The organism is Siminovitchia fortis (assembly GCF_003605365.2).
Taxonomy (GTDB): Bacteria; Bacillota; Bacilli; order Bacillales; family Bacillaceae_C; genus Siminovitchia; species Siminovitchia fortis.
Genome location: NZ_QYTU02000004.1, coordinates 62,725 through 81,768, shown reverse-complemented (window position 1 = coordinate 81,768; position 19,044 = coordinate 62,725). Strand labels below are relative to the sequence as shown.

The 19,044-nt window shown below is 43.9% G+C and carries 18 protein-coding genes and 7 tRNA genes; 7 read left to right on the top strand and 18 right to left on the bottom strand.

What is annotated here, in order from left to right; all coding sequences use genetic code 11:
* Positions 1-30: 30 nt before the first annotated feature.
* From glmM to sigW, 5 genes are all read right to left on the bottom strand, one after another.
* Positions 31-1,380, bottom strand: a complete 1,350-nt coding sequence (glmM, locus tag D4N35_RS03625) for a phosphoglucosamine mutase (protein WP_120070117.1) — start codon at positions 1,378-1,380, stop codon at positions 31-33.
* Between the two features lie 90 nt (positions 1,381-1,470).
* On the bottom strand, positions 1,471-2,721 hold the full coding sequence (locus tag D4N35_RS03620; protein WP_120070114.1) for a CdaR family protein: 1,251 nt from the start codon (positions 2,719-2,721) through the stop codon (positions 1,471-1,473).
* Positions 2,714-3,529, bottom strand: coding sequence for a diadenylate cyclase CdaA (gene cdaA, locus D4N35_RS03615; RefSeq protein ID WP_120070111.1), 816 nt, complete (start codon positions 3,527-3,529; stop codon positions 2,714-2,716). Before cdaA ends, D4N35_RS03620 begins: the two co-directional genes overlap by 8 nt.
* 173 nt (positions 3,530-3,702) lie before the next feature.
* Positions 3,703-4,317, bottom strand: coding sequence for an anti-sigma factor family protein (locus tag D4N35_RS03610; protein WP_120070255.1), 615 nt, complete (start codon positions 4,315-4,317; stop codon positions 3,703-3,705).
* Between the two features lie 17 nt (positions 4,318-4,334).
* On the bottom strand, positions 4,335-4,898 hold the full coding sequence (gene sigW / locus D4N35_RS03605; RefSeq protein WP_120070108.1) for an RNA polymerase sigma factor SigW: 564 nt from the start codon (positions 4,896-4,898) through the stop codon (positions 4,335-4,337).
* 175 nt (positions 4,899-5,073) lie between these two features.
* Here sigW and D4N35_RS03600 point away from each other — a divergent pair, with 175 nt between their 5' ends.
* Positions 5,074-5,253, top strand: a complete 180-nt coding sequence (locus tag D4N35_RS03600; RefSeq protein WP_120070105.1) for an aspartyl-phosphate phosphatase Spo0E family protein — start codon at positions 5,074-5,076, stop codon at positions 5,251-5,253.
* Between the two features lie 31 nt (positions 5,254-5,284).
* Here the strand turns inward: D4N35_RS03600 and rocF are convergent, their stop codons facing one another.
* The 8 genes from rocF to D4N35_RS03560 form a co-directional block, all read right to left on the bottom strand.
* Positions 5,285-6,184, bottom strand: coding sequence for an arginase (gene rocF / locus D4N35_RS03595; protein WP_120070102.1), 900 nt, complete (start codon positions 6,182-6,184; stop codon positions 5,285-5,287).
* A 773-nt stretch (positions 6,185-6,957) separates the two neighbouring features.
* Positions 6,958-7,030: transfer RNA gene (locus tag D4N35_RS03590), tRNA-Ala, on the bottom strand.
* A gap of 21 nt (positions 7,031-7,051) precedes the next feature.
* A tRNA-Lys gene (locus tag D4N35_RS03585) sits at positions 7,052-7,124 on the bottom strand.
* Position 7,125: 1 nt separating this feature from the next.
* Positions 7,126-7,199: transfer RNA gene (locus D4N35_RS03580), tRNA-Gln, on the bottom strand.
* A 63-nt stretch (positions 7,200-7,262) separates the two neighbouring features.
* Positions 7,263-7,347: transfer RNA gene (locus D4N35_RS03575), tRNA-Tyr, on the bottom strand.
* Between the two features lie 22 nt (positions 7,348-7,369).
* Positions 7,370-7,445: transfer RNA gene (locus D4N35_RS03570), tRNA-Thr, on the bottom strand.
* Between the two features lie 16 nt (positions 7,446-7,461).
* A tRNA-Val gene (locus D4N35_RS03565) sits at positions 7,462-7,537 on the bottom strand.
* Between the two features lie 108 nt (positions 7,538-7,645).
* Positions 7,646-7,720: transfer RNA gene (locus tag D4N35_RS03560), tRNA-Glu, on the bottom strand.
* A gap of 211 nt (positions 7,721-7,931) precedes the next feature.
* Here D4N35_RS03560 and D4N35_RS03555 point away from each other — a divergent pair.
* The 6 genes from D4N35_RS03555 (at position 7,932) to D4N35_RS03530 (ending at position 13,851) form a co-directional block, all read left to right on the top strand.
* Positions 7,932-8,039, top strand: coding sequence for a YjcZ family sporulation protein (locus tag D4N35_RS03555; protein ID WP_120070095.1), 108 nt, complete (start codon positions 7,932-7,934; stop codon positions 8,037-8,039).
* A gap of 219 nt (positions 8,040-8,258) precedes the next feature.
* On the top strand, positions 8,259-8,960 hold the full coding sequence (locus D4N35_RS03550) for a response regulator transcription factor (protein ID WP_120070092.1): 702 nt from the start codon (positions 8,259-8,261) through the stop codon (positions 8,958-8,960).
* Positions 8,957-9,931: a sensor histidine kinase gene (locus D4N35_RS03545; RefSeq protein WP_120070088.1), complete on the top strand. Its 975-nt coding sequence runs from the start codon at positions 8,957-8,959 to the stop codon at positions 9,929-9,931. The genes D4N35_RS03550 and D4N35_RS03545 overlap by 4 nt, the downstream gene beginning before the upstream one ends.
* A gap of 108 nt (positions 9,932-10,039) precedes the next feature.
* Positions 10,040-10,804, top strand: coding sequence for an ABC transporter ATP-binding protein (locus D4N35_RS03540; RefSeq protein ID WP_120070253.1), 765 nt, complete (start codon positions 10,040-10,042; stop codon positions 10,802-10,804).
* Positions 10,779-12,680: an ABC transporter permease gene (locus D4N35_RS03535; RefSeq protein WP_120070085.1), complete on the top strand. Its 1,902-nt coding sequence runs from the start codon at positions 10,779-10,781 to the stop codon at positions 12,678-12,680. Before D4N35_RS03540 ends, D4N35_RS03535 begins: the two co-directional genes overlap by 26 nt.
* Positions 12,681-12,888: 208 nt before the next feature.
* Positions 12,889-13,851, top strand: coding sequence for a lysozyme inhibitor LprI family protein (locus D4N35_RS03530; RefSeq protein WP_120070082.1), 963 nt, complete (start codon positions 12,889-12,891; stop codon positions 13,849-13,851).
* Between the two features lie 100 nt (positions 13,852-13,951).
* Here the strand turns inward: D4N35_RS03530 and D4N35_RS03525 are convergent, their stop codons facing one another.
* From D4N35_RS03525 to D4N35_RS03505, 5 genes are all read right to left on the bottom strand, one after another.
* The gene (locus D4N35_RS03525; protein ID WP_120070079.1) at positions 13,952-15,007 is read right to left on the bottom strand and encodes a hypothetical protein; all 1,056 of its coding nucleotides are present in this window, start codon (positions 15,005-15,007) and stop codon (positions 13,952-13,954) included.
* A 226-nt stretch (positions 15,008-15,233) separates the two neighbouring features.
* Complete coding sequence (locus D4N35_RS03520) at positions 15,234-15,986, bottom strand: serine hydrolase (RefSeq protein ID WP_164876276.1); 753 nt, start codon at positions 15,984-15,986, stop codon at positions 15,234-15,236.
* A gap of 23 nt (positions 15,987-16,009) precedes the next feature.
* On the bottom strand, positions 16,010-17,020 hold the full coding sequence (locus D4N35_RS03515) for an ABC transporter ATP-binding protein (protein WP_120070074.1): 1,011 nt from the start codon (positions 17,018-17,020) through the stop codon (positions 16,010-16,012).
* 1 nt (position 17,021) lies between these two features.
* Positions 17,022-17,942 (bottom strand): C40 family peptidase, encoded by a 921-nt coding sequence (locus D4N35_RS03510; protein ID WP_120070071.1) that lies wholly within the window; start codon positions 17,940-17,942, stop codon positions 17,022-17,024.
* A complete protein-coding gene (locus D4N35_RS03505) occupies positions 17,935-19,035 on the bottom strand; it encodes a mandelate racemase/muconate lactonizing enzyme family protein (protein WP_120070068.1) in 1,101 nt (366 codons plus the stop codon). Before D4N35_RS03505 ends, D4N35_RS03510 begins: the two co-directional genes overlap by 8 nt.
* Positions 19,036-19,044 lie beyond the last annotated feature (9 nt).

Here is a 19,044-nt window from a genome sequence, read left to right as displayed (position 1 = left end):
GCTGCCGCTGTTTCATGCATCCAGTCATCATTAGTCTTCCAATCCCATTTCCTCTTTTACCACTTCAGCAATACGCTGTACATATTCCTCACACGCTTCCTCCGTCGGTGCCTCTGCCATCACGCGGACGAGCGGTTCTGTTCCGGAAGGCCGGACAAGGATTCTGCCGTTTCCGTTCATTTCCGCTTCAACTTCCTCTATGACAGCTTTCACTTTTTCATGGTCCGTGACGTGATGTTTGTCCTTCACCTTGACATTGACAAGCTTCTGAGGGTATTTCTTCATTTCTTTAGCCAATTCAGAGAGCGGCTTATCCGTCATCCTCATAATGTTTACAAGCTGCAGGCCTGTCAAAAGGCCGTCGCCTGTCGTGTTGTAGTCCAGGAAAATAATATGCCCGGACTGTTCTCCGCCCAGATTATAATCATTTTTCTTCATCTCTTCCACGACATAGCGGTCGCCCACAGCTGTCGGCACACTGTGCATTCCGTTGGCTTCCAATGCCTTATAGAAGCCCAAATTGCTCATAACAGTGGAAACGACTGTATCCTGTTTCAGGCGTCCTTCTTCTTTCATGTGTTTTGCACATATGTACATGATTTGGTCGCCGTCCACTATCTTCCCGTTTTCATCGATGGCGATAAGACGGTCGCCGTCTCCATCAAACGCCAAGCCGATATCCGCCTGCTTTTCTTTAACAAAAGCAGCCAGGCTTTCCGGATGAGTGGAGCCCACTCCATCATTAATATTCAGCCCGTTCGGGGACGCACCCATTGTGGATGTATCGGCATCAAGGTCAGCAAACAAGTGGGTTGCAAGAGCGGATGTTGCACCGTTTGCGCAATCAAGAGCCACGTGAATATCGGTAAATTCCTCATCGACTGTCTGTTTAAGGAATTGTAAATATTTCTGGCCGCCTTCAAAATAGTCGTTCACGATTCCAAGATTCGCTCCTGTAGGCCGTGGAAGTTGATCTTCATTCAAATCAAGCAGTTCCTCGATTTTGGCTTCTTCTTCATCCGAAAGCTTAAAACCGTCCGGCCCGAAAAATTTAATGCCGTTATCAGGAACAGGATTGTGGGATGCTGAAATCATCACTCCAGCCTGGGCTCCGAGAGCTTTCGTCAAATAGGCCACTCCCGGTGTTGAAATGACGCCGAGGCGCATGACTTCCGCTCCTATGGAAAGAAGGCCTGCCACAAGCGCCCCTTCCAGCATATGCCCGGAAATCCGGGTATCCCGTCCAATCAGAACCTTAGGATGCTCTGCGCTGTTTGTTAAAACATAACCGCCGAAACGGCCCAATTTGAACGCCAGCTCCGGAGTAAGCTCCGCGTTGGCCACTCCTCTTACCCCGTCTGTTCCAAAATATTTACCCATATCGATTGTATCGCTCCTTCTTTCACCTATGTTTAAACAGTCATTTAACAAAACTAACCCGAAGTGTGCTATCACTTTTTTCTGTCATGTTTAAACAGTTTCTTTTTCCTTTATCCGTACCTTCGCCTTTTCTGTTGAAAGCTCCCATTTGACATCTTTCGGCCCTTTCACTTCGAGGTTCACTTCATGGTCCCCTGCCTGGAGGCCTTCCATATTCATAAACACTTCAAACGCGCTCTCCTGAGCCTTTTTCAACTGATCCTTGCTGCCTTCCACTTTGATGGATACAGCTCCATCCTCGGGCGATAAAAACTCAACATCCAAGCCTTCCGCCAAGCCCTTGCTTTCAATGGGCACTTCACTCAAACTTGTTTCTTCACTCTTTTTTTTGGCCTTGTCTGTCACGACTTTCACTTTGACTATTTCAGGGGTGATTTTATTAATCCCATCGGGCCTTATAATCGGTACATCCAATTCTTCATCTTTGGTTATTTTGCTGACATCCACTTCCGCTTCTATTTCATCGACTTTTTGCAAAATATCCGTCCGCCCGAAAATCATGACCTCTTCAATATCACCTTCCATCCGCTTGATGACAGTGCCTTCAGGCGAAGATCCGACCTGCTTGATTTTAAGCGGAACAGTCTTTCTCGGATTATTTACCGGGACGGTCACTGTTACATACTCAGGTTCGACAAACACATCGAGCTTGTTCAATTCGCGATCCAGGACAGTCACTTTTGTGTCCCGTTTAATGGTGTCTGTAATCAGCCCTCTTGCATCAATGGATGCTTTCACATAAGAAATCTTTTCAAGGGTTTCTTTTCCGCCGGTGATTTGGACTTTGTTCGGTTCGACAATCGGAAGTTCAGCTTCAAATCCTTCCGCCAATATATTATTGTTGAATTCGGGCTCGACGGTGAAGTCCTTTGTCACCTTTTCCTGGATGGAGACCTCCACATAGACAGGCTCCACTTGTACCTTCAGCTTCTCGGAAAAATCTTTATATAAAATGGGAACACGATGGTTACCAATGCTTAAATCAGATAAATCCACATAGATGGAAAAATCTCTTTGCCGCTTTGTCGCTTCGACAAATCTTCTTTGGCCTTCAATCGTTACATTAACCGTTTCAGGCAATCCGGTTACGACAAGGTTTTCGGAATCAAAGTATTTCTCCAGCGGCACGTCGGTAATGGTTTCCACCTCATTGCTTTCCATTCCGTTAGGCCTGGATGCTCCGTTTTTGTTCCCCAAATCCTGCACTGACAGGAAAAGAAGCACGGCCAGCGCCATGGCGACAATTCTTACGAACCAGGGATTATCCATGAATTTATCCATTTTGTTTCTTCCCCTTTCTTTTCCAAAGTGTTGAGGAAGTCTGTTTGGCCAATTCCTTTTCCAGAAGTTCCTGAAATTCTTCTGAAGACAGATCTCTATACAGTTCACCGTGCTGTGTCACGGATACATGGCCTGTTTCTTCGGAAACGACAATCGTCAAGGCATCCGTCACTTCACTGATTCCCACCGCTGCCCGGTGCCTCGTGCCAAGTTCCTTGGAAATGAACGGGCTCTCGGAAAGAGGAAGATAACAGGCGGCCGCGGCAATTTGATCCCTTTGGATAATGACGGCCCCATCATGCAATGGCGTGTTAGGGATAAAGATATTGATCAGCAGCTGAGAGGTTAGCTTGGAGTGGAGCGGAATCCCGGTTTCTATGTAATCGCCCATGCCTGTTTCACGTTCGATAGAAATCAAGGCCCCGATTCTGCGCTTTGCCATGTAGCTGATGGCTTCTGTAATCGCAGTCACTCTTTGATGCAATTCCTCTTCTTCCTGGATGCCGCCTCTTGTAAAAATACTTCCGCGTCCAAGTTGTTCAAGGGCGCGTCTCAGCTCAGGCTGGAATATGATAATGACGCCCAGGAAACCCCAGGTAATGGCATTTTCCAAAATCCAGCTCAGCGTATGTAGATTAAGGTATTCACTGACAAACCGTGCGATAATGATGACAAAAATACCTTTTAAAAGCTGCACCGCTTTTGTACCGCGTATAATCATAAGCAGCTTATATATAACGTACCAAACGAGGAAAATATCCACTATGCGGGACAAGTAGTCCATAATAGAAAGGTCGGCAAACGACATAATCTTTCCTCCATCTATTTTTTAAGCGCAGACATTGTTGCAGGCAAACCAATTATAACTAACTTATTATAACATAAAAATAATCCGGAGGCATTTGCCGCCAATATGCCAATGCAGTTTCATTTTGGAAAGATTTTATCAAAAAAAAGACTGCATGTGCAGCCCCGATAAAATCATTTGAATAATTGGCCTACCTTTTTTCCGCCCTCTTTCATCTTATACCAAATCCATTCGAACACTTCGTCAATTTCATCTATATCACCAGTCACGTTCCCTGCAGAAGCCATGTATTTATCTCCATTAATAATGGTAACATTCCCATCCACTTGGCCTTCTATCCTGAGATCCCCGTTTTTAACAACAAGATCCCCTTCGACCACTTCGCCTTCAGGAACAATTACTGTGTCATTTTCCACGATGATATTAGGTTTTTTCGTGAAGGCAAACTTCTGGTCATCATTCCATCCGCTGACAAGGCTTCCTGCCATTAATAAAAAGAATACTGATACGGCGATCAGCATAGGATGATGTCTGAACCAGCGTTTGACTCCCACCATATTCTTTTCTTTCGGGAGGCGGGCCATGACCTGATTTGTAAAGTGAGCGGGAGCTGAGATTCGGGAGACACTTTTCACCAATGCTTCTGTTCGTTTCAATTCTTGAAAATGTGTTTGACAGGCCTGGCACTTTTGCAAGTGATCCTTCAATTCACGTTCTTTATCTTGTGTCAGATCCCCGTCCATGTATTCCTGCATATAGAGAACGATCTCTTCTGAACAAGCCTTCAATTTCCTTCTCACCTTTCTCACATATTGTGCAATCTCTTGCGAAGCGCTTCCCTGCCGCGGTGAATTCTTGTTTTCACTGTGCCAAGCGGCATTTCCAACACTTCCGCGATTTCATTCAGCGAGAGGTCATCAATGTATCTGAGTATAATGACCGATCTGTATTTATCCGGCAATCGCAAAATTTCGTTTTGCACAATTTCCTGAAGTTCCAACGTTTCAACTTCTGCATCAGGCGTTTTTCCTGCTGCTGCCAATTGTGAATATAAAGTCAATCCTTCTGTTCCTGCAATTTCAGCATCCAGAAAATAATCAGGTTTTTTCTTTCTTATCCGATCTATACAAAGATTGGTGGCGATTCTATACAGCCATGTGGAAAACTTGCGGTTGATCTGGAAGCTTTCGATATTAACATAGGCCCGGACAAACGCCTCCTGTGCAATATCTTCCGCTTCATGCCGATTGCCAAGCATCCTGTAGCAAAGGGAAAAGATCCTGTCTCTATATAGCTCTACGATTTCCCCAAATGCTTCCTGATCGCCTTTTAAAACTTGCCTGATTCTTTGATTCACCAGCTTATCCATCTCATTTAACCCTCCCGCCTGCGCGGTTCCCTTTATATACGTTCTGTTTAAAATAAAGTTTCAAATTTAATCATCTTTTCTATCATAACAAATTTTTACTTAGGTAGTGAAATTGGTTTAATTTTTAAAAAAATGGTTAAACAGTTATAAACAATCACTTTGCGAGGGATGGATCATGAACAGGGAACAGGAAATGTTGTTAAGGAAAATCGAGGAAAGAAGAAAAGAAATGGTTGAATTGGGACTGTCCCGATCCTTCGTGGATGAACGCGTCGTATATTTAAGCGATCAATTGGACCAGCTATTAAATAAATATCATCTTTTTGAGCAGAAACAGGCAAGCAGCAGTTCGTAAATGAGCTGCTGCTTTTTCAAAAAGGATTTTTTCACAAAAGTTTTTCTCCAAATAAAGATCCCATCAACGCGACAGCCACCTCCGCTGTCTTGTTTTTTTCATCCAAAATGGGGTTGACTTCCACAAATTCCGCTGAAGTGATGAGTTCCGATTCCGCGAGCATCTCCATCGCCAAATGGCTCTCGCGATAGCTGATGCCGCCTAATACCGGCGTTCCTACACCGGGGGCATCATGGGGGTCCAAACCATCCAAATCAAGGGATAAATGGACGCCGTCTGTTCTCTCTTTCAAGTAAGCAATAGTTTCTTCCATCACCCTTGTCATTCCCAGACGGTCAATTTCATGCATCGTATATACCTTGATGGAATGCTCCCTGATCAACTCCCTTTCACCCTGATCCAGATCGCGCGCCCCAATGATAACAACATTTTCAGGTTTTACCTTCGGGTGGAATCCTCCAACACCTGTCAGCTCGGGATGTCCGAAACCAAGGCTGGCAGCAAGCGGCATACCGTGGATGTTACCAGAAGGAGACGTTTCATCCGTATTTAAATCCCCGTGCGCATCATACCAGATCACGCCAAGATCGTGGAAGTGTTTCGCCGCACCTGCAAGCGTTCCGATTGCAATACTGTGATCGCCTCCCAGAACAAGCGGAAAACTGTCTTTTTTTATAATGGAATCTACACAGTCGGCCAAATGGGAGGCCGCCTTTGTGATCGCTTTCAAATTCCTTAAAGAAGGCTGGGCATTTTTGTCCTCATTTATATGAGCCACAGGAATATCTCCCATATCCTCAACCACATAACCTATGCGCTCCAAGCGTTTCACCGCATCCGCATACCTCATTGCACTCGGCCCCATATCAACGCCTCTTCGCATCTGACCCAGATCCATGGGCACCCCAACAATCGAAAGTTTCTTTCTCATAGGCTCGCTCCCTCACCAACATTAATGCATATATTCTATCCCGGGAACCACAAATGACTCAACTGGACAAAAAAGTGAATATATATGCAGAAAAGCGGAGGCGCTCGTTTAGCGACGTACAGACTGGACGAATCCTGACGAGATAAAGGAAACACGGCGATGCCGCCAGGCGAGCCGATGTTGACTTATCGTAGGAAGGATGAGGAAGTCTGCTAGTCGCTGAGCGCCGGAGCTGGACAGCAGAAAAGCGGAGAGCGGCTGCTTAGGGGCGACAAGCGCTGGAAGAAAAACCAATGAAGGCGTTCTTTGCCTTCATTGGTTTTTCTGAAGCGACCTCGAGCCCCTGCCGCTCGCAGCTGGACAGCAGAAAAGCGGAGGCGCCTTGTTCAGCCCCGACAAGCATAAGACGATTCCCGAGGAGGCAGTACTTCAGCCACCACAGGGAATTGGCTTATGACCTCGAGGGGCTAGGCGCTGAAGCGGGACAGCAGAAAAGTGGAGGCGCTCGTTGAGCGACGTACAGACTGACGATCCTGATGAGATAAATTGGAGGAGAACCGGTGGTTGGAAGGCATTCACGAGCTTTGCCTACCGAATTTCCTCTTTGACTCTCTGTTCGGGAGGCATTGACCTTATCAGATCATTGCGCTCAAAATCGCTCTATGAAACAAAACCCTCGCTCCCTTAATCAGCGTTGTTTTACATTTAACCGCCCGCTTCAATGCCGCCAAATAGAAAAAAAGCCTTATGTCTAAACAAGGCTTTTTAAAAAATGGAGCCTAGCGGGATCGAACCGCTGACCTCCTGCGTGCAAAGCAGGCGCTCTCCCAGCTGAGCTAAGGCCCCTCGGATAGGAAAATAAAAAAGTGAGCCATGCAGGATTCGAACCTGCGACCCTCTGATTAAAAGTCAGATGCTCTACCAACTGAGCTAATGGCTCTTGGCTGGGCTAGCTGGATTCGAACCAACGATCACGGAGTCAAAGTCCGATGCCTTACCGCTTGGCTATAGCCCATCGATTAAAAACACATTAAGTATATTACCCGATAATCTTTTTTTATATTCCTCTTTATGTAAATGGTGGTGGGGGACGGATTCGAACCGCCGAACCCGGAGGGAGCGGATTTACAGTCCGCCGCGTTTAGCCACTTCGCTACCCCACCTCAAAAAAGGCAAAATAAAAAATGGTGCCGGCCAGAGGACTTGAACCCCCAACCTACTGATTACAAGTCAGTTGCTCTACCAATTGAGCTAGGCCGGCAAGCCATAATTTTAAGTGGTGGAGGATGACGGGTTCGAACCGCCGACCCCCTGCTTGTAAGGCAGGTGCTCTCCCAGCTGAGCTAATCCTCCGAAATAGAATGTACAAGTGCATGCGTTGCGACAGGATGTCGCGCTCTTAGCATGCCTTCCCCTGCCAAAAATACGATGAGCAGCGTGTTACTGCTTTTTCAAAAAAGATGGTGACCCCTACGGGATTCGAACCCGTGTTACCGCCGTGAAAGGGCGGTGTCTTAACCGCTTGACCAAGGGGCCGTTTATTAAGCACAATAAAGAGTATAAGTTAAAGCATGCTGGCTTGTCAACACATTTTTAGATGTTTTTTAGAAAATGTTTGCAGCGCCATTTTTCGTGATCGACTATATAGTGAAATAGCACATTTTTTAATTGGAATCCCAACTCTTCTGCACTTGGGACCTTTAACTACATAAAATAATAATCAATAATCCTGAGGAGGTGCCTTTACATGAGTGCAGGTGTAGGCTACGGTGGTGGTTTTGCGTTTGTTGTTGTTCTGTTCATCCTCTTAGTCATTGTAGGTGCTGCCTTTGTAGGCGGCTGTGGCTGGTGGTAAACGGTTAAAACCTGATTGCGGGGCTCCCAATATGGAAGCCCCGTTTCACTTTATGATTTGTTCAAAAGTCCACCTGCCCCGGATTAACAACGGTGCCGCCATTTGACACTTCCACGCCTAAAAGCGTCCATATTGCTAAAAATAGGCTTGTTCATTATGTATAATATTTATTATGTTCTTGATCGAATCATTTCTTTACTTTAAGAAGGATGAATGAAAATGGCAAAAATTCTAATCATAGAGGACGATCCAAAAATTGCAAAGCTGCTGCAAAATTATCTTGAAAAATACGGTTATGATGCTGTGATAACGGAACAATTTGATGCAATCATTGAGTGTTTTGAATCGGTAAACCCTGATTTAGTCCTACTGGATATTAATTTACCCAGTTTTGATGGGTATTATTGGTGTAGGCAGATTCGGAATATCTCTACTTGTCCGATTCTGTTTATTTCCGCTCGATCAGGCGAAATGGATCAAGTCATGGCATTGGAAAATGGGGGCGATGATTTTATTACAAAGCCTTTTCACTATGAAGTGGTGATGGCGAAGATTCGCAGCAGCCTCCGCCGGGCTTACGGGGAATATGCGCTTAAGGGCAAGGAACGCATGGTTGAATTGAAAGGGCTAACTCTTTATGTGGAAAGAATGGAAGCTGCCAAAGAAGGGTCCATCATTTCTCTGACAAAAAAAGAAACAGTTCTGCTTGAAATGTTAATGGAGCGTTCACCTCGTGTCGTCTCCCGCGAAGCGATCTTGGAAAAATTATGGGATGACCAAACTTTTGTAGATGAAAATACATTGAACGTGAATATTACCCGTGTCCGGAAAAAGCTTCAGGAATTGGGCATTGGCCAGGCAATTGAAACGGTAAGGGGAGCCGGGTACCGGCTGATCCCAAATTGGGAGCTTTCATCATGAAATTATTTATAAAAGACCATTTCCCGCTGATTGTCATGAATGTTGTACAGATGGCAGTGGTTTTATTAGTTTATTGGCTTGATGGGTATCATAAACTTTCACTGATAGTCTATTCCCTTTTCTTGGGATGCTTAATTCTCACTGTTTATTTAGTGTTTCGCTATATTTCCAACCGGAAGTTTTATGAAAGATTGACAGTTACGGTCAATAAAATGGATGAAGCATTTGAAACGTTGGATACTACGCCGCTTTCCAAAGCACTTGGAAAGTTGCTCCAAAAGCAGCATCGACTCTATTTAAATCATTTGCACCTGCAGGAAAAAAAGCGTAATGACCACCTAACCTTTATTAATCAATGGGTTCATCAGATGAAAACCCCCTTATCCGTCATTGAATTAATTACGCAAGAAAATGAGGACGAGCGTTTGGAAAGTATTCGTGAAGAGAAAGATAAGCTGGAAAAAGGGCTGGAAATGGTCTTATATGCGGCAAGATTAGAAGTGTTTGAACAAGATTTTCAAATAGAGCCCGTTATGTTAAAAACTGTTATTGAAGAGGCAATCCGTGAAAATAAGCGCCTTTTTATAAAAAATCAGGTGTATCCCGAAAACCGGGTATCTCCCACAATCGTGGAATCAGATGAAAAATGGCTGAAATTTATTTTTAATCAGCTCATTACCAATGCGGTGAAGTATTCCGCCGGCAAAGGACAGAAGGTCCTGGTCTCGGAATTGAATACACCACATGAAACGATTGTCACCGTTCAGGATTATGGCGTCGGGATCTCCAAAACCGATTTAAAGAGAGTGTTCAATCCCTTCTTTACAGGAGAAAATGGCCGGATTTATCGCGAATCAACCGGGATGGGCTTATATTTAGTAAAAGAGGTATGTGATAAATTAGGGCATAAAGTTGAAATTAGCTCTGTTCAGGGAGAAGGGACAAGTGTTCAGCTCTCCTTCCGAAGATAACCTTACAGAAGTGTAAGCTAAATGAAAGCTACAGCGATGGTTTAACCCCGCCCCTCCTCTTACACTAAAGTTAGTTGGAAAACAGAGAAAGGGGTTTTTGTTTTGGAGATTTTGAAAATCAAAAATTTAAGTAAAGTCTACGATGGAAAAGTGGCTTACAAGGCACTGTCAGACATTGATTTAACCATAGAAGAAGGGGAATTTGTTGGCATTATGGGACCATCCGGGAGCGGGAAATCGACCTTATTGAATATGGTGGCTACCATTGATCAACCAACATCAGGGTCAATTATTGTGGATGGGAAAGACCCTTTGCGTATGAAACATAATGAACTGGCACTATTTCGGCGCAGACATTTAGGTTTTGTTTTTCAAGACTTCAATTTACTCCCTACCCTGACAGTGGAGGAAAATATTGTCTTACCTTTGACGCTGGAGGGTGTAAGTGTTCAAGTAATGGAAAAAAAGGTAGCGGCTGTAGCGGACAAACTAGGCATCTCCGCTATTTTAAAAAAGCGAATTTATGAAATATCGGGTGGGCAGGCGCAAAGGACCGCCATTGCTCGGGCAATTATTCACAAACCAAAAATGGTACTGGCGGATGAACCGACTGGAAACTTAGATTCCAAGGCCACAAAGTCGGCGATGGAAATGATGGAAAGAGTAAATAAAGAAGACAGAACGACCATGATGATGGTTACCCACGATCCGATTGCCGCCAGTTATACTGAAAGAGTTGTGTTTATCAAAGACGGCAAATTGTTCAACGAAATTTACCGTGGAGATAATCGTCAAGCCTTTTTCCAAAAAATCATAGACGTGTTATCGCTGTTGGGAGGGGATTCAAGTGACCTTTCGTCAATTCGCGTTTAACAACGTCTTCCGTAATAAGCGAATCTATGCGGCTTACTTTTTAAGCAGTGTATTTTCTGTTTTAGTCTTTTTTGTCTATGCAATTTTTGCCTTTCATCCCGGATTGGCTGAGATTAGTTCCAATGTAAGCATTGGCCTGCATTTTGCCGAGAGCATTATTTATGTGTTCTCCTTTATTTTTGTACTTGTTTCGATGAGTGCCTTTTTGAAGTCCCGAAAAAAAGAATTCGGCTTAATGGTTATGTTGGGAATGACCAATCAGCAACTTCGTCGCATGGTTTTTTTAGAGAATGTAATAATTGGATTTTTTGCTACAGTCTCAGGGATAGCTGTTGGTGTGGTATTTGCAAAATTGATTTTAATGGCAGCCGAAAACATTTTGGGGCTAGAGGAGGCCCTGCCGTTTTATTTACCTTGGCAAGCCGCAGTGTTAACATTCAGCGCCTTTTTGATTTTGTTTATTGTCATTTCCTTTTTTACCGTGTCTATTTTAAAAGGGAATAAATTGATTGATTTAATTAAAGGCAGCTCAGCCCCAAAAAAGGAGCCGAAGGCCTCCATCGTACTGTCCATATTAGCTGCCCTTTTACTCGGTGTTGGCTATGCTGTTGCCTTGCTTGTTCGTGATGTAATGGTTATCGCAGCGATGATCCCGGTAACGATTATTGTCATTATCGGCACATACTTTCTGTTTACACAGCTTAGTGTATTTACCATTAATCGGTTAAAAAAACGCAAGAATATATTTTGGAAAAAGACAAACCTTGTTCTTTTATCGGATCTTGCTTATCGCATGAAGGATAATGCGCGTGCTTTTTTCTTCGTGGCGATTGTTTCGACTGTAGCGTTTTCTGCAATAGGCTCACTTGTCGGCTTTCGGTATATTTTTACAACTAACTTGACAGAAGAAAGGCCATTTGCCTTTGAATATGTGTCGTGGGAAGGGAATCAACAGGAAGCAGAACATATTCAAGAAATTAAAAAAGAATTGGCCCCGATGAATTACCAGGAAGCGGGCATAACAATTAAACATGTATCCGCAGGCAGCCCTGAAGGGGAGCATTTTGAACGAGCAATTGTTTCACAGTCTGAGTATAACCATTTGGCTAAAGTGGCCGGACAATTGGATAAACAAGTCACACTTGAGGACAATGAAGCCATTCTCCTTTATTTTAAAAACGCCCTTGGAGAGATGCCAAATTTAGAGGAACAAGCAAGCCACCAGCTTGGAAAGCATGCCATTCAACAAATTGCAGTCCAGCCAATGAACTTGATCCGAACATTTGAGGATTATCTGGTGGTCTCTGATGACTTATATAAGGACATGCAAGCTGATAGCACAGAAGCCTATTACGCATTTTTTCTGAAAGATTGGAAAGATACAATCACAATAGGGGAAAAACTTCTAAAAAAACTAAAGGTAGATCAATCCTACGGGGAGGACCCAGATGGACATTTCCGGATTTCTTCTCTGGCATATGATTGGAATCAGATGAATCAAGGATTTGGAGCTGTACTGTTTATTGGGTTATTTATCGGTGCCGTCTTTTTTGTCGCAGCAGGCAGTTTCTTATATTTCCGCCTATATGCAGACATAGAGGACGAGAAACGGAAATTTTCTGCCATCAGCAAGCTCGGTCTTACAGATAAAGAATTATCGAAAATAGTGACCGTCCAATTGGCCTTGTTATTCTTTGTGCCGATTCTTGTAGCGATTATCCATGGGGCTGTAGCGCTCACAGCTTTACAGCATATGTTCCATTTTAATTTATTCAAGAGTTCATCAGCAGTATTAGGAAGCTTCGCCGCTATCCAACTCGTCTATTTCCTCTTCATTCGCTTTCAATACATTCGAAAAATTAAAGAAGAAATATAGAAGAAGATAATCAAACCAGGCACATTTCTTTGGAGATGTGTCTTTTTTCTGTTAATCGTGTTCATTCCACAAATCAGAGGAAAGGGCGTGTTTGATTGAATTCTCCAAAGAAAAAAATGTTTGAGAACTATAGTAAAAACGACTATACTATTATGGTACATTTTTCCTATAAAAAATACATAAATAATAAGCAGGGGGGACCAAAGAAATGTTTTTAAAGAAAAAATGTTTGATCATGTTGGCGACAATAACTGCTGCATTACTCTTAACAGCTTGTGGCGGTTCTACTGAAAGTAAGATAATCGGAAGCTGGAAAGTAGTTATAAACGGTAATGTAGAATCATACCTGGAAATAGGTGAAGAAAGAATAATAAACAGGTCAGAATCAAATGATAGCCCAATATCCGCTGAATACATATTAACCGAAACTCAGGACGACAACTTCATGATTGAATTTATCAATCCGGAAAATGGGTCTCATGAATTTATGTTTGAAGGTTATTTTGATAATAAAAACAAAATAATAGTTGTAAATGCCCCAGGCGGGGCAGTAGAAAACAGTGAATTAATTAGAGTGGATAATATAGCAGAAGAAAAAGAGAAAGAGGAAAAAGAGCTGGCCAAAAAAGAAGAAAAACTAGCTAAACAGAAAGAAAAGAAACAGAAAACAGAAAAGGAAAAAAAACTAGCTAAACAAGAAGAAAGACAACAAGAAGAAAAGGAACTGGCTAAACAAGTAGAGAAAAGGATGCAAGAAGAAAAGGAAATTGAACTAGCAAAACTAAAAGAAGAAGAGGAAACAAAACAGCGAACTATCGAAGAAAATAGTTTGAAAAAGGAGTATTTGCAAAAGTCGGATACTCTTGAGAACAAGATAATGGAAGAAGCCAAAAAAGTGGCCGCACATGATATGCCGGGTGGTTTTTATGGTCAGTACTATAATGAATGGGATGATTTATTAAATGAAGTTTGGGACGTATTAAAAGATACGATGCCGAAAAATGAATTTGAAAAATTAAAATCAGGGCAAATTGAATGGATTGCAATGAAAGAGCAAAATTTTGATGAAATACCAGATGAATCAGCTTGGGAAAGAGCTAGAGGAATGGACTATCTAGCATTTGAAACGAAAGATAGGACTTACTATTTAATTGAGAATTATATGCAGTGAACCTCCTTTCTGATTTTTTCGGCTATTTCTATATAATTTGAGCTAAATAAATTATATTGCGAACGGAGAATGTTTCTCGAATAAGTAGCTATCAGTAAATCTATTTTCGAATCCGGTAGTTTTCTTCCGGAAGAATGGGAAAACCCGAGAACTCGGGAAGGAAAGCGAGTGATTCCTTCCCGAAGAAGCTGTAAACCTGAGAACTCGGGAAGGAAAGCGAGCGATTCCTTCCCGAAGAAGCTGTAAACCTGAGAACCCGGGCAGGAAAGCGGGTGATTCCTTCCCGAAGAAGCTGTAAACCTGAGAACTCGGGAAGGAAAGCGGGTGATTCCTTCCCGAAGAAGCTGTAAACCTGAGAACTCGGGAAGGAAAGCGGGTGATTCCTTCCCGAAGAAGCTGTAAACCTGAGAACTCGGGAAGGAAAGCGGGTGATTCCTTCCCGAAGAAGCTGTAAACCTGAGAACTCGGGAAGGAAAGCGGGTGATTCCTTCCCGAAGAAGCTGTAAACCTGAGAACTCGGGAAGGAAAGCGGGTGATTCCTTCCCGAAGAAGCTGTAAACCTGAGAACTCGGGAAGGAAAGCGGGTGATTCCTTCCCGAAGAAGCTGTAAACCTGAGAACTCGGGAAGGAAAGCGGGTGATTCCTTCCCGAAGAAGCTGTAAACCTGAGAACTCGGGAAGGAAAGCGGGTGATTCCTTCCCGAAGAAGCTGTAAACCTGAGAACTCGGGAAGGAAAGCGGGTGATTCCTTCCCGAAGAAGCTGTAAACCTGAGAACTCGGGAAGGAAAGCGGGTGATTCCTTCCCGAAGAAGCTGTAAACCTGAGAACTCGGGAAGGAAAGCGGGTGATTCCTTCCCGAAGAAGCTGTAAACCTGAGAACTCGGGAAGGAAAGCGGGTGATTCCTTCCCGAAGAAGCTGTAAACCTGAGAACTCGGGAAGGAAAGCGGGTGATTCCTTCCCGAAGAAGCTGTAAACCTGAGAACTCGGGAAGGAAAGCGGGTGATTCCTTCCCGAAGAAGCAGTAAACCTGAGAACTCGGGAAGGAAAGCGAGCGATTCCTTCCCGAAGAAGCAGTAAACTTGAGAACTCGGGAAGGAAAGCGAGTGATTCCTTCCCGAAGAAGCAGTAAACCCGAGAACTCGGGCAGGTAACCATGGATCCCTCCCCAAGAAGGTTACGAATCTATATGTTTTTGAAAAAGCGTTAACCAAAGTAGACGGCCTCTCCAACGCTGATGAAGAAAAATTAATTCAACTTAATATATTATACCTTTTAGCTGCTTGGAAACAGGTGTTCCTATAGCAAAACCCTTTTGATTTCTCCCAAACTAAAAGAAGTCCCCCACTTACCGGCTATCGCCGTTTGAAGTGGGGGACTTCTTTTAGGGGGTCGTTAAACTATCATAAAGGTACTTACCGATTTTGCTAATTACCCGTCTGCCCGAATAGGAATCCTCAAGCTGGTCCATTAAAACGGCCACATACGCCGTTTTATTACCCCATTTGAAAATCGCACAATCATTCTCCACCTGCGGCAGGCTGCCGGTTTTGCCGGCGACAAAGATTGCTTCCGGGTCAATCATGGCCGAGAGCTTATCATGAAACTGCTGAGCGTGCATGATTTCCAATGCCAGTTTGCGGCTTTTCTCCGTCAAAAAATCCCCCTGATTTATAACTTTTAAACAAGTGACGATATCAGCGGGGCTTGTCAGATTATTTAAGCCTCGCTCAATAGCCGAAAAGTCCATCATTTTTCGTTGAAGCACCGTCTTCTGCATTCCCATGTTTTTAATCGTTGTATTGATTGCATCCATCCCCAACAGATCAATCATCATGTTCGTCGCAGTATTATCTGACACAGTGATCATCAGTGTCATGAGATCTTTTACCGTCACGATAACCTGATCTGATAGGACCTGCAGCACCCCCGATCCTCCGACACGATGGCGGATTTGGATGCTTTCATTTACATCTATGTTGGCGCTCTCCGCCTGCCTTAGCGCTTCTATTAAAATCGGAACCTTGATGACACTTGCTGAGGGGAATACCTCCTCATGATTGAAATAAAAACAATCGTTGTCTATTTCAATCGCGGCCCCAGCCTTCCCTTTTAAATCTCCCAACAACTGTTTCATTTCTCCTGAAAAATGTAACATGTCTACCTCGAAACGGCAGTCTCGGTGAAATCTTGACCGTTTGTTTTTTGTTCATCATATAAATGACAGGCCACATAATGATGATAATGGACTTCCTTCCATTTCGGTTTTTCCAGCGCACAAACATCCATTGCCATTGGGCAGCGGGTTCTAAAGACACAGCCGCTCGGAGGATTGATCGGACTAGGAAGCTCCCCCTCTAAAATAATCCGTTCCCGTTTGTCTTCTACATCCGGGTCGGGAATCGGAATCGCCGAAAGTAAGGCCCGGGTATATGGGTGCAGTGGATTATTGTATAATTTGTCGCTCTCCGTCAATTCGACCATATGGCCTAAATACATAACGCCGATTCTATCGCTGATTTGTTTCACCATTGAAAGATCGTGGGCGATAAAAAGATAGGTTAACCCTTTTTCCTTTTGCAGCCGTTTCAACAAATTGACAACCTGTGCCTGAACGGATACATCCAAAGCCGAAATAGGTTCATCCGCGATAATAAATTCCGGATCAAGGGCTAATGCTCTGGCGATGCCTATCCTTTGCCGCTGACCGCCGCTGAATTCGTGGGGATATCGATTGGCATGATCTTTGTGCAGGCCGACATCTTCCAATAATTGATACACACGCTTTAATTGATCTTGTTTATTCGCAAACATTCCATGGACTTCCATCGGTTCCGAAATAATTTCGCTGACAGTCGACCTTGGATTTAACGATGCATACGGATCTTGGAAAATCATTTGCATTTGCCGATGAAAAGCGTATCGCTCTTTTTGATTCATGGTGTGGATATTTTTACCTTTAAAAATGACCTCGCCTTCCGTTCGGTCATACAGACCGATGATCGTTCTGCCGGCGGTCGATTTCCCGCAGCCTGATTCACCGACAATTCCGAACGTCTCCCCCTTATAGATGTGAAAGGTAATTCCATCAACAGCCTGCAAAGTTTCGCCCTTGCCGAGGTAAAAATGTTTTTTCAAATTGTTTACTTGCAGTAATGCCTGCTTTCCCATCTTAAGCCTCCGTCTCCAGCCAATAGCGTCTCGCTGCACAAAGTTCTTTTTCATAGATTGTCCCGACTAACGGAATGATTTCAATCGTTTTTCCGGTATTTGGCGAATGAAGCAATTTTCCATCGCCGTAATAAATACCAACATGGTGGATTTTCCCTTTCCCTTCTTCATGGGCAAAAAACACTAAATCTCCCGGTTGTAAATCGGAAGCAATATCAATCTCTTTTCCGGATTTCGCCTGGTCATGGGCATCCCGGGGAATGATATAACCATTGGCCTTGCACATCGAATAGCTAAAACCTGAGCAATCATAGCCATAACTGCTCATTCCGCCCCACAAATAGGGCAATCCAATAAATTGCTCACCGCAGGAAACGATGTCCAGACCTGTACCTTTATAGCGGGAGTCCAAAGATTCACTGATCATAACATCTTTCCAGTCAAATCTTCCTTGGCTGCCGTCAGGTGTTTTTACCACTACTTTCTGATCGTCTTCCCACACAAGCGGCAGGATGGTTTGATAAGATAGCTCCATATCCACATTCGTATGCAGTGTAGCTTTCGGTTTCGCAACGACAACCACCGGACCATCGTGGATATTCCATTCGTCAGGGCATTGGGTTAATTGGACCATCGGAATCCAGCCGGGATAGCCGGAAGGATTTTTGGAAGAAGGCTGTTCTGGGACAATCACATGGGCCCATCCCTTTGCCTCTTCGGTCACAATGACCTCCTGGCCATACAATACTTGACTTTGTACCAAATTATCATTACAGAGCCCCAACCTTGTTTCATATGTTAAGCGATGAAGCCATGCAGGAATGTCCACAGGATTTGTTACCGCATCCCAATCTATTTCCCGCGGTGAATCATAAGATGTCCAGACAGTTGCAACGGCAACATTGACAAGCCTTCTATCCATGTAAAATTCCCCCTTCAACATGTACCTGTTTTATTCCAAGCCCCGGTTCATCCGGGAGTGTAATAAACCGCTGCTGATATTGAATTCCCCCATCGATAATGTTCTTCTTGAGCATGAGCGGGGCATCAAAGTCAAAACGGGTGATATTTTTCTTACTGGCGGCAAAATGGGCCGCAGCAGTAATGCCCAGATGGGTTTCAATCATGCTGCCAACCATGCACTCAACGCCGCAGGTTTCCGCCAGTTGATTGATGATTTGCGCCTGATAAATCCCACCGGCTTTCATTATCTTAATATTAATTAAATCGGCACTTCTTGTTTTCAAGACTTGAAATGCCTGCTTCGTTGTGAACACAGATTCGTCTGCCATAATCAGCGTGTCAACGTGATCGGTCACTTGTTTAAGGCCTTCTATATCATCCGCCTTCACCGGCTGCTCCACCAGCTCAATATTTAAACCGCTGTCTTCCATTTTGCGGATTGCTCTGATGGCATTTTTTGCCGTCCATCCTTGGTTGGCATCAAGCCGGATTTTAATCTTATTCCCGACACGATTTCGAATTTCCCGAATTCGTTCAAGGTCAGTTTCGATATCATCCTTTCCAACCTTGACCTTTAGGACATTGAACCCCTGATTGATATAAGAAACCGCGTCATCGGCCATCTCCTCCGGTCCGTTGACACTCACGGTAAAATCAGTTTCCAGTTCCTGTTTATAGCCGCCGAGAAATTGGTATAGCGGCAGCTTGCAATATTGCGCCAAACAATCATACAGTGCCATATCAACTGCAGCTTTGGCGCTGGAATTGCCAACCATGCCTGTTTTCAGTCCTTGAAAAATAAGTTCATAGTTTAACAGACTTTTATTTTTCAAAAATGGTGCAATCACCAGATGAACGGCGGACTCGATGCTCTGCAAGCTGTCGCCTGTTATGACAACAGTCGGCGGTGCTTCCCCCCAGCCGGTAATCCCGTTATCGCAGATTATTTTCACCAAAACAGATTCGGCCACAGTCACGGTTCTTAAGGCTGTTTTAAAAGGATTAAGAAGCGGAACCGCCACTCTATACGTTTCTATTTGCTCAATCTTCATCTTTATCAT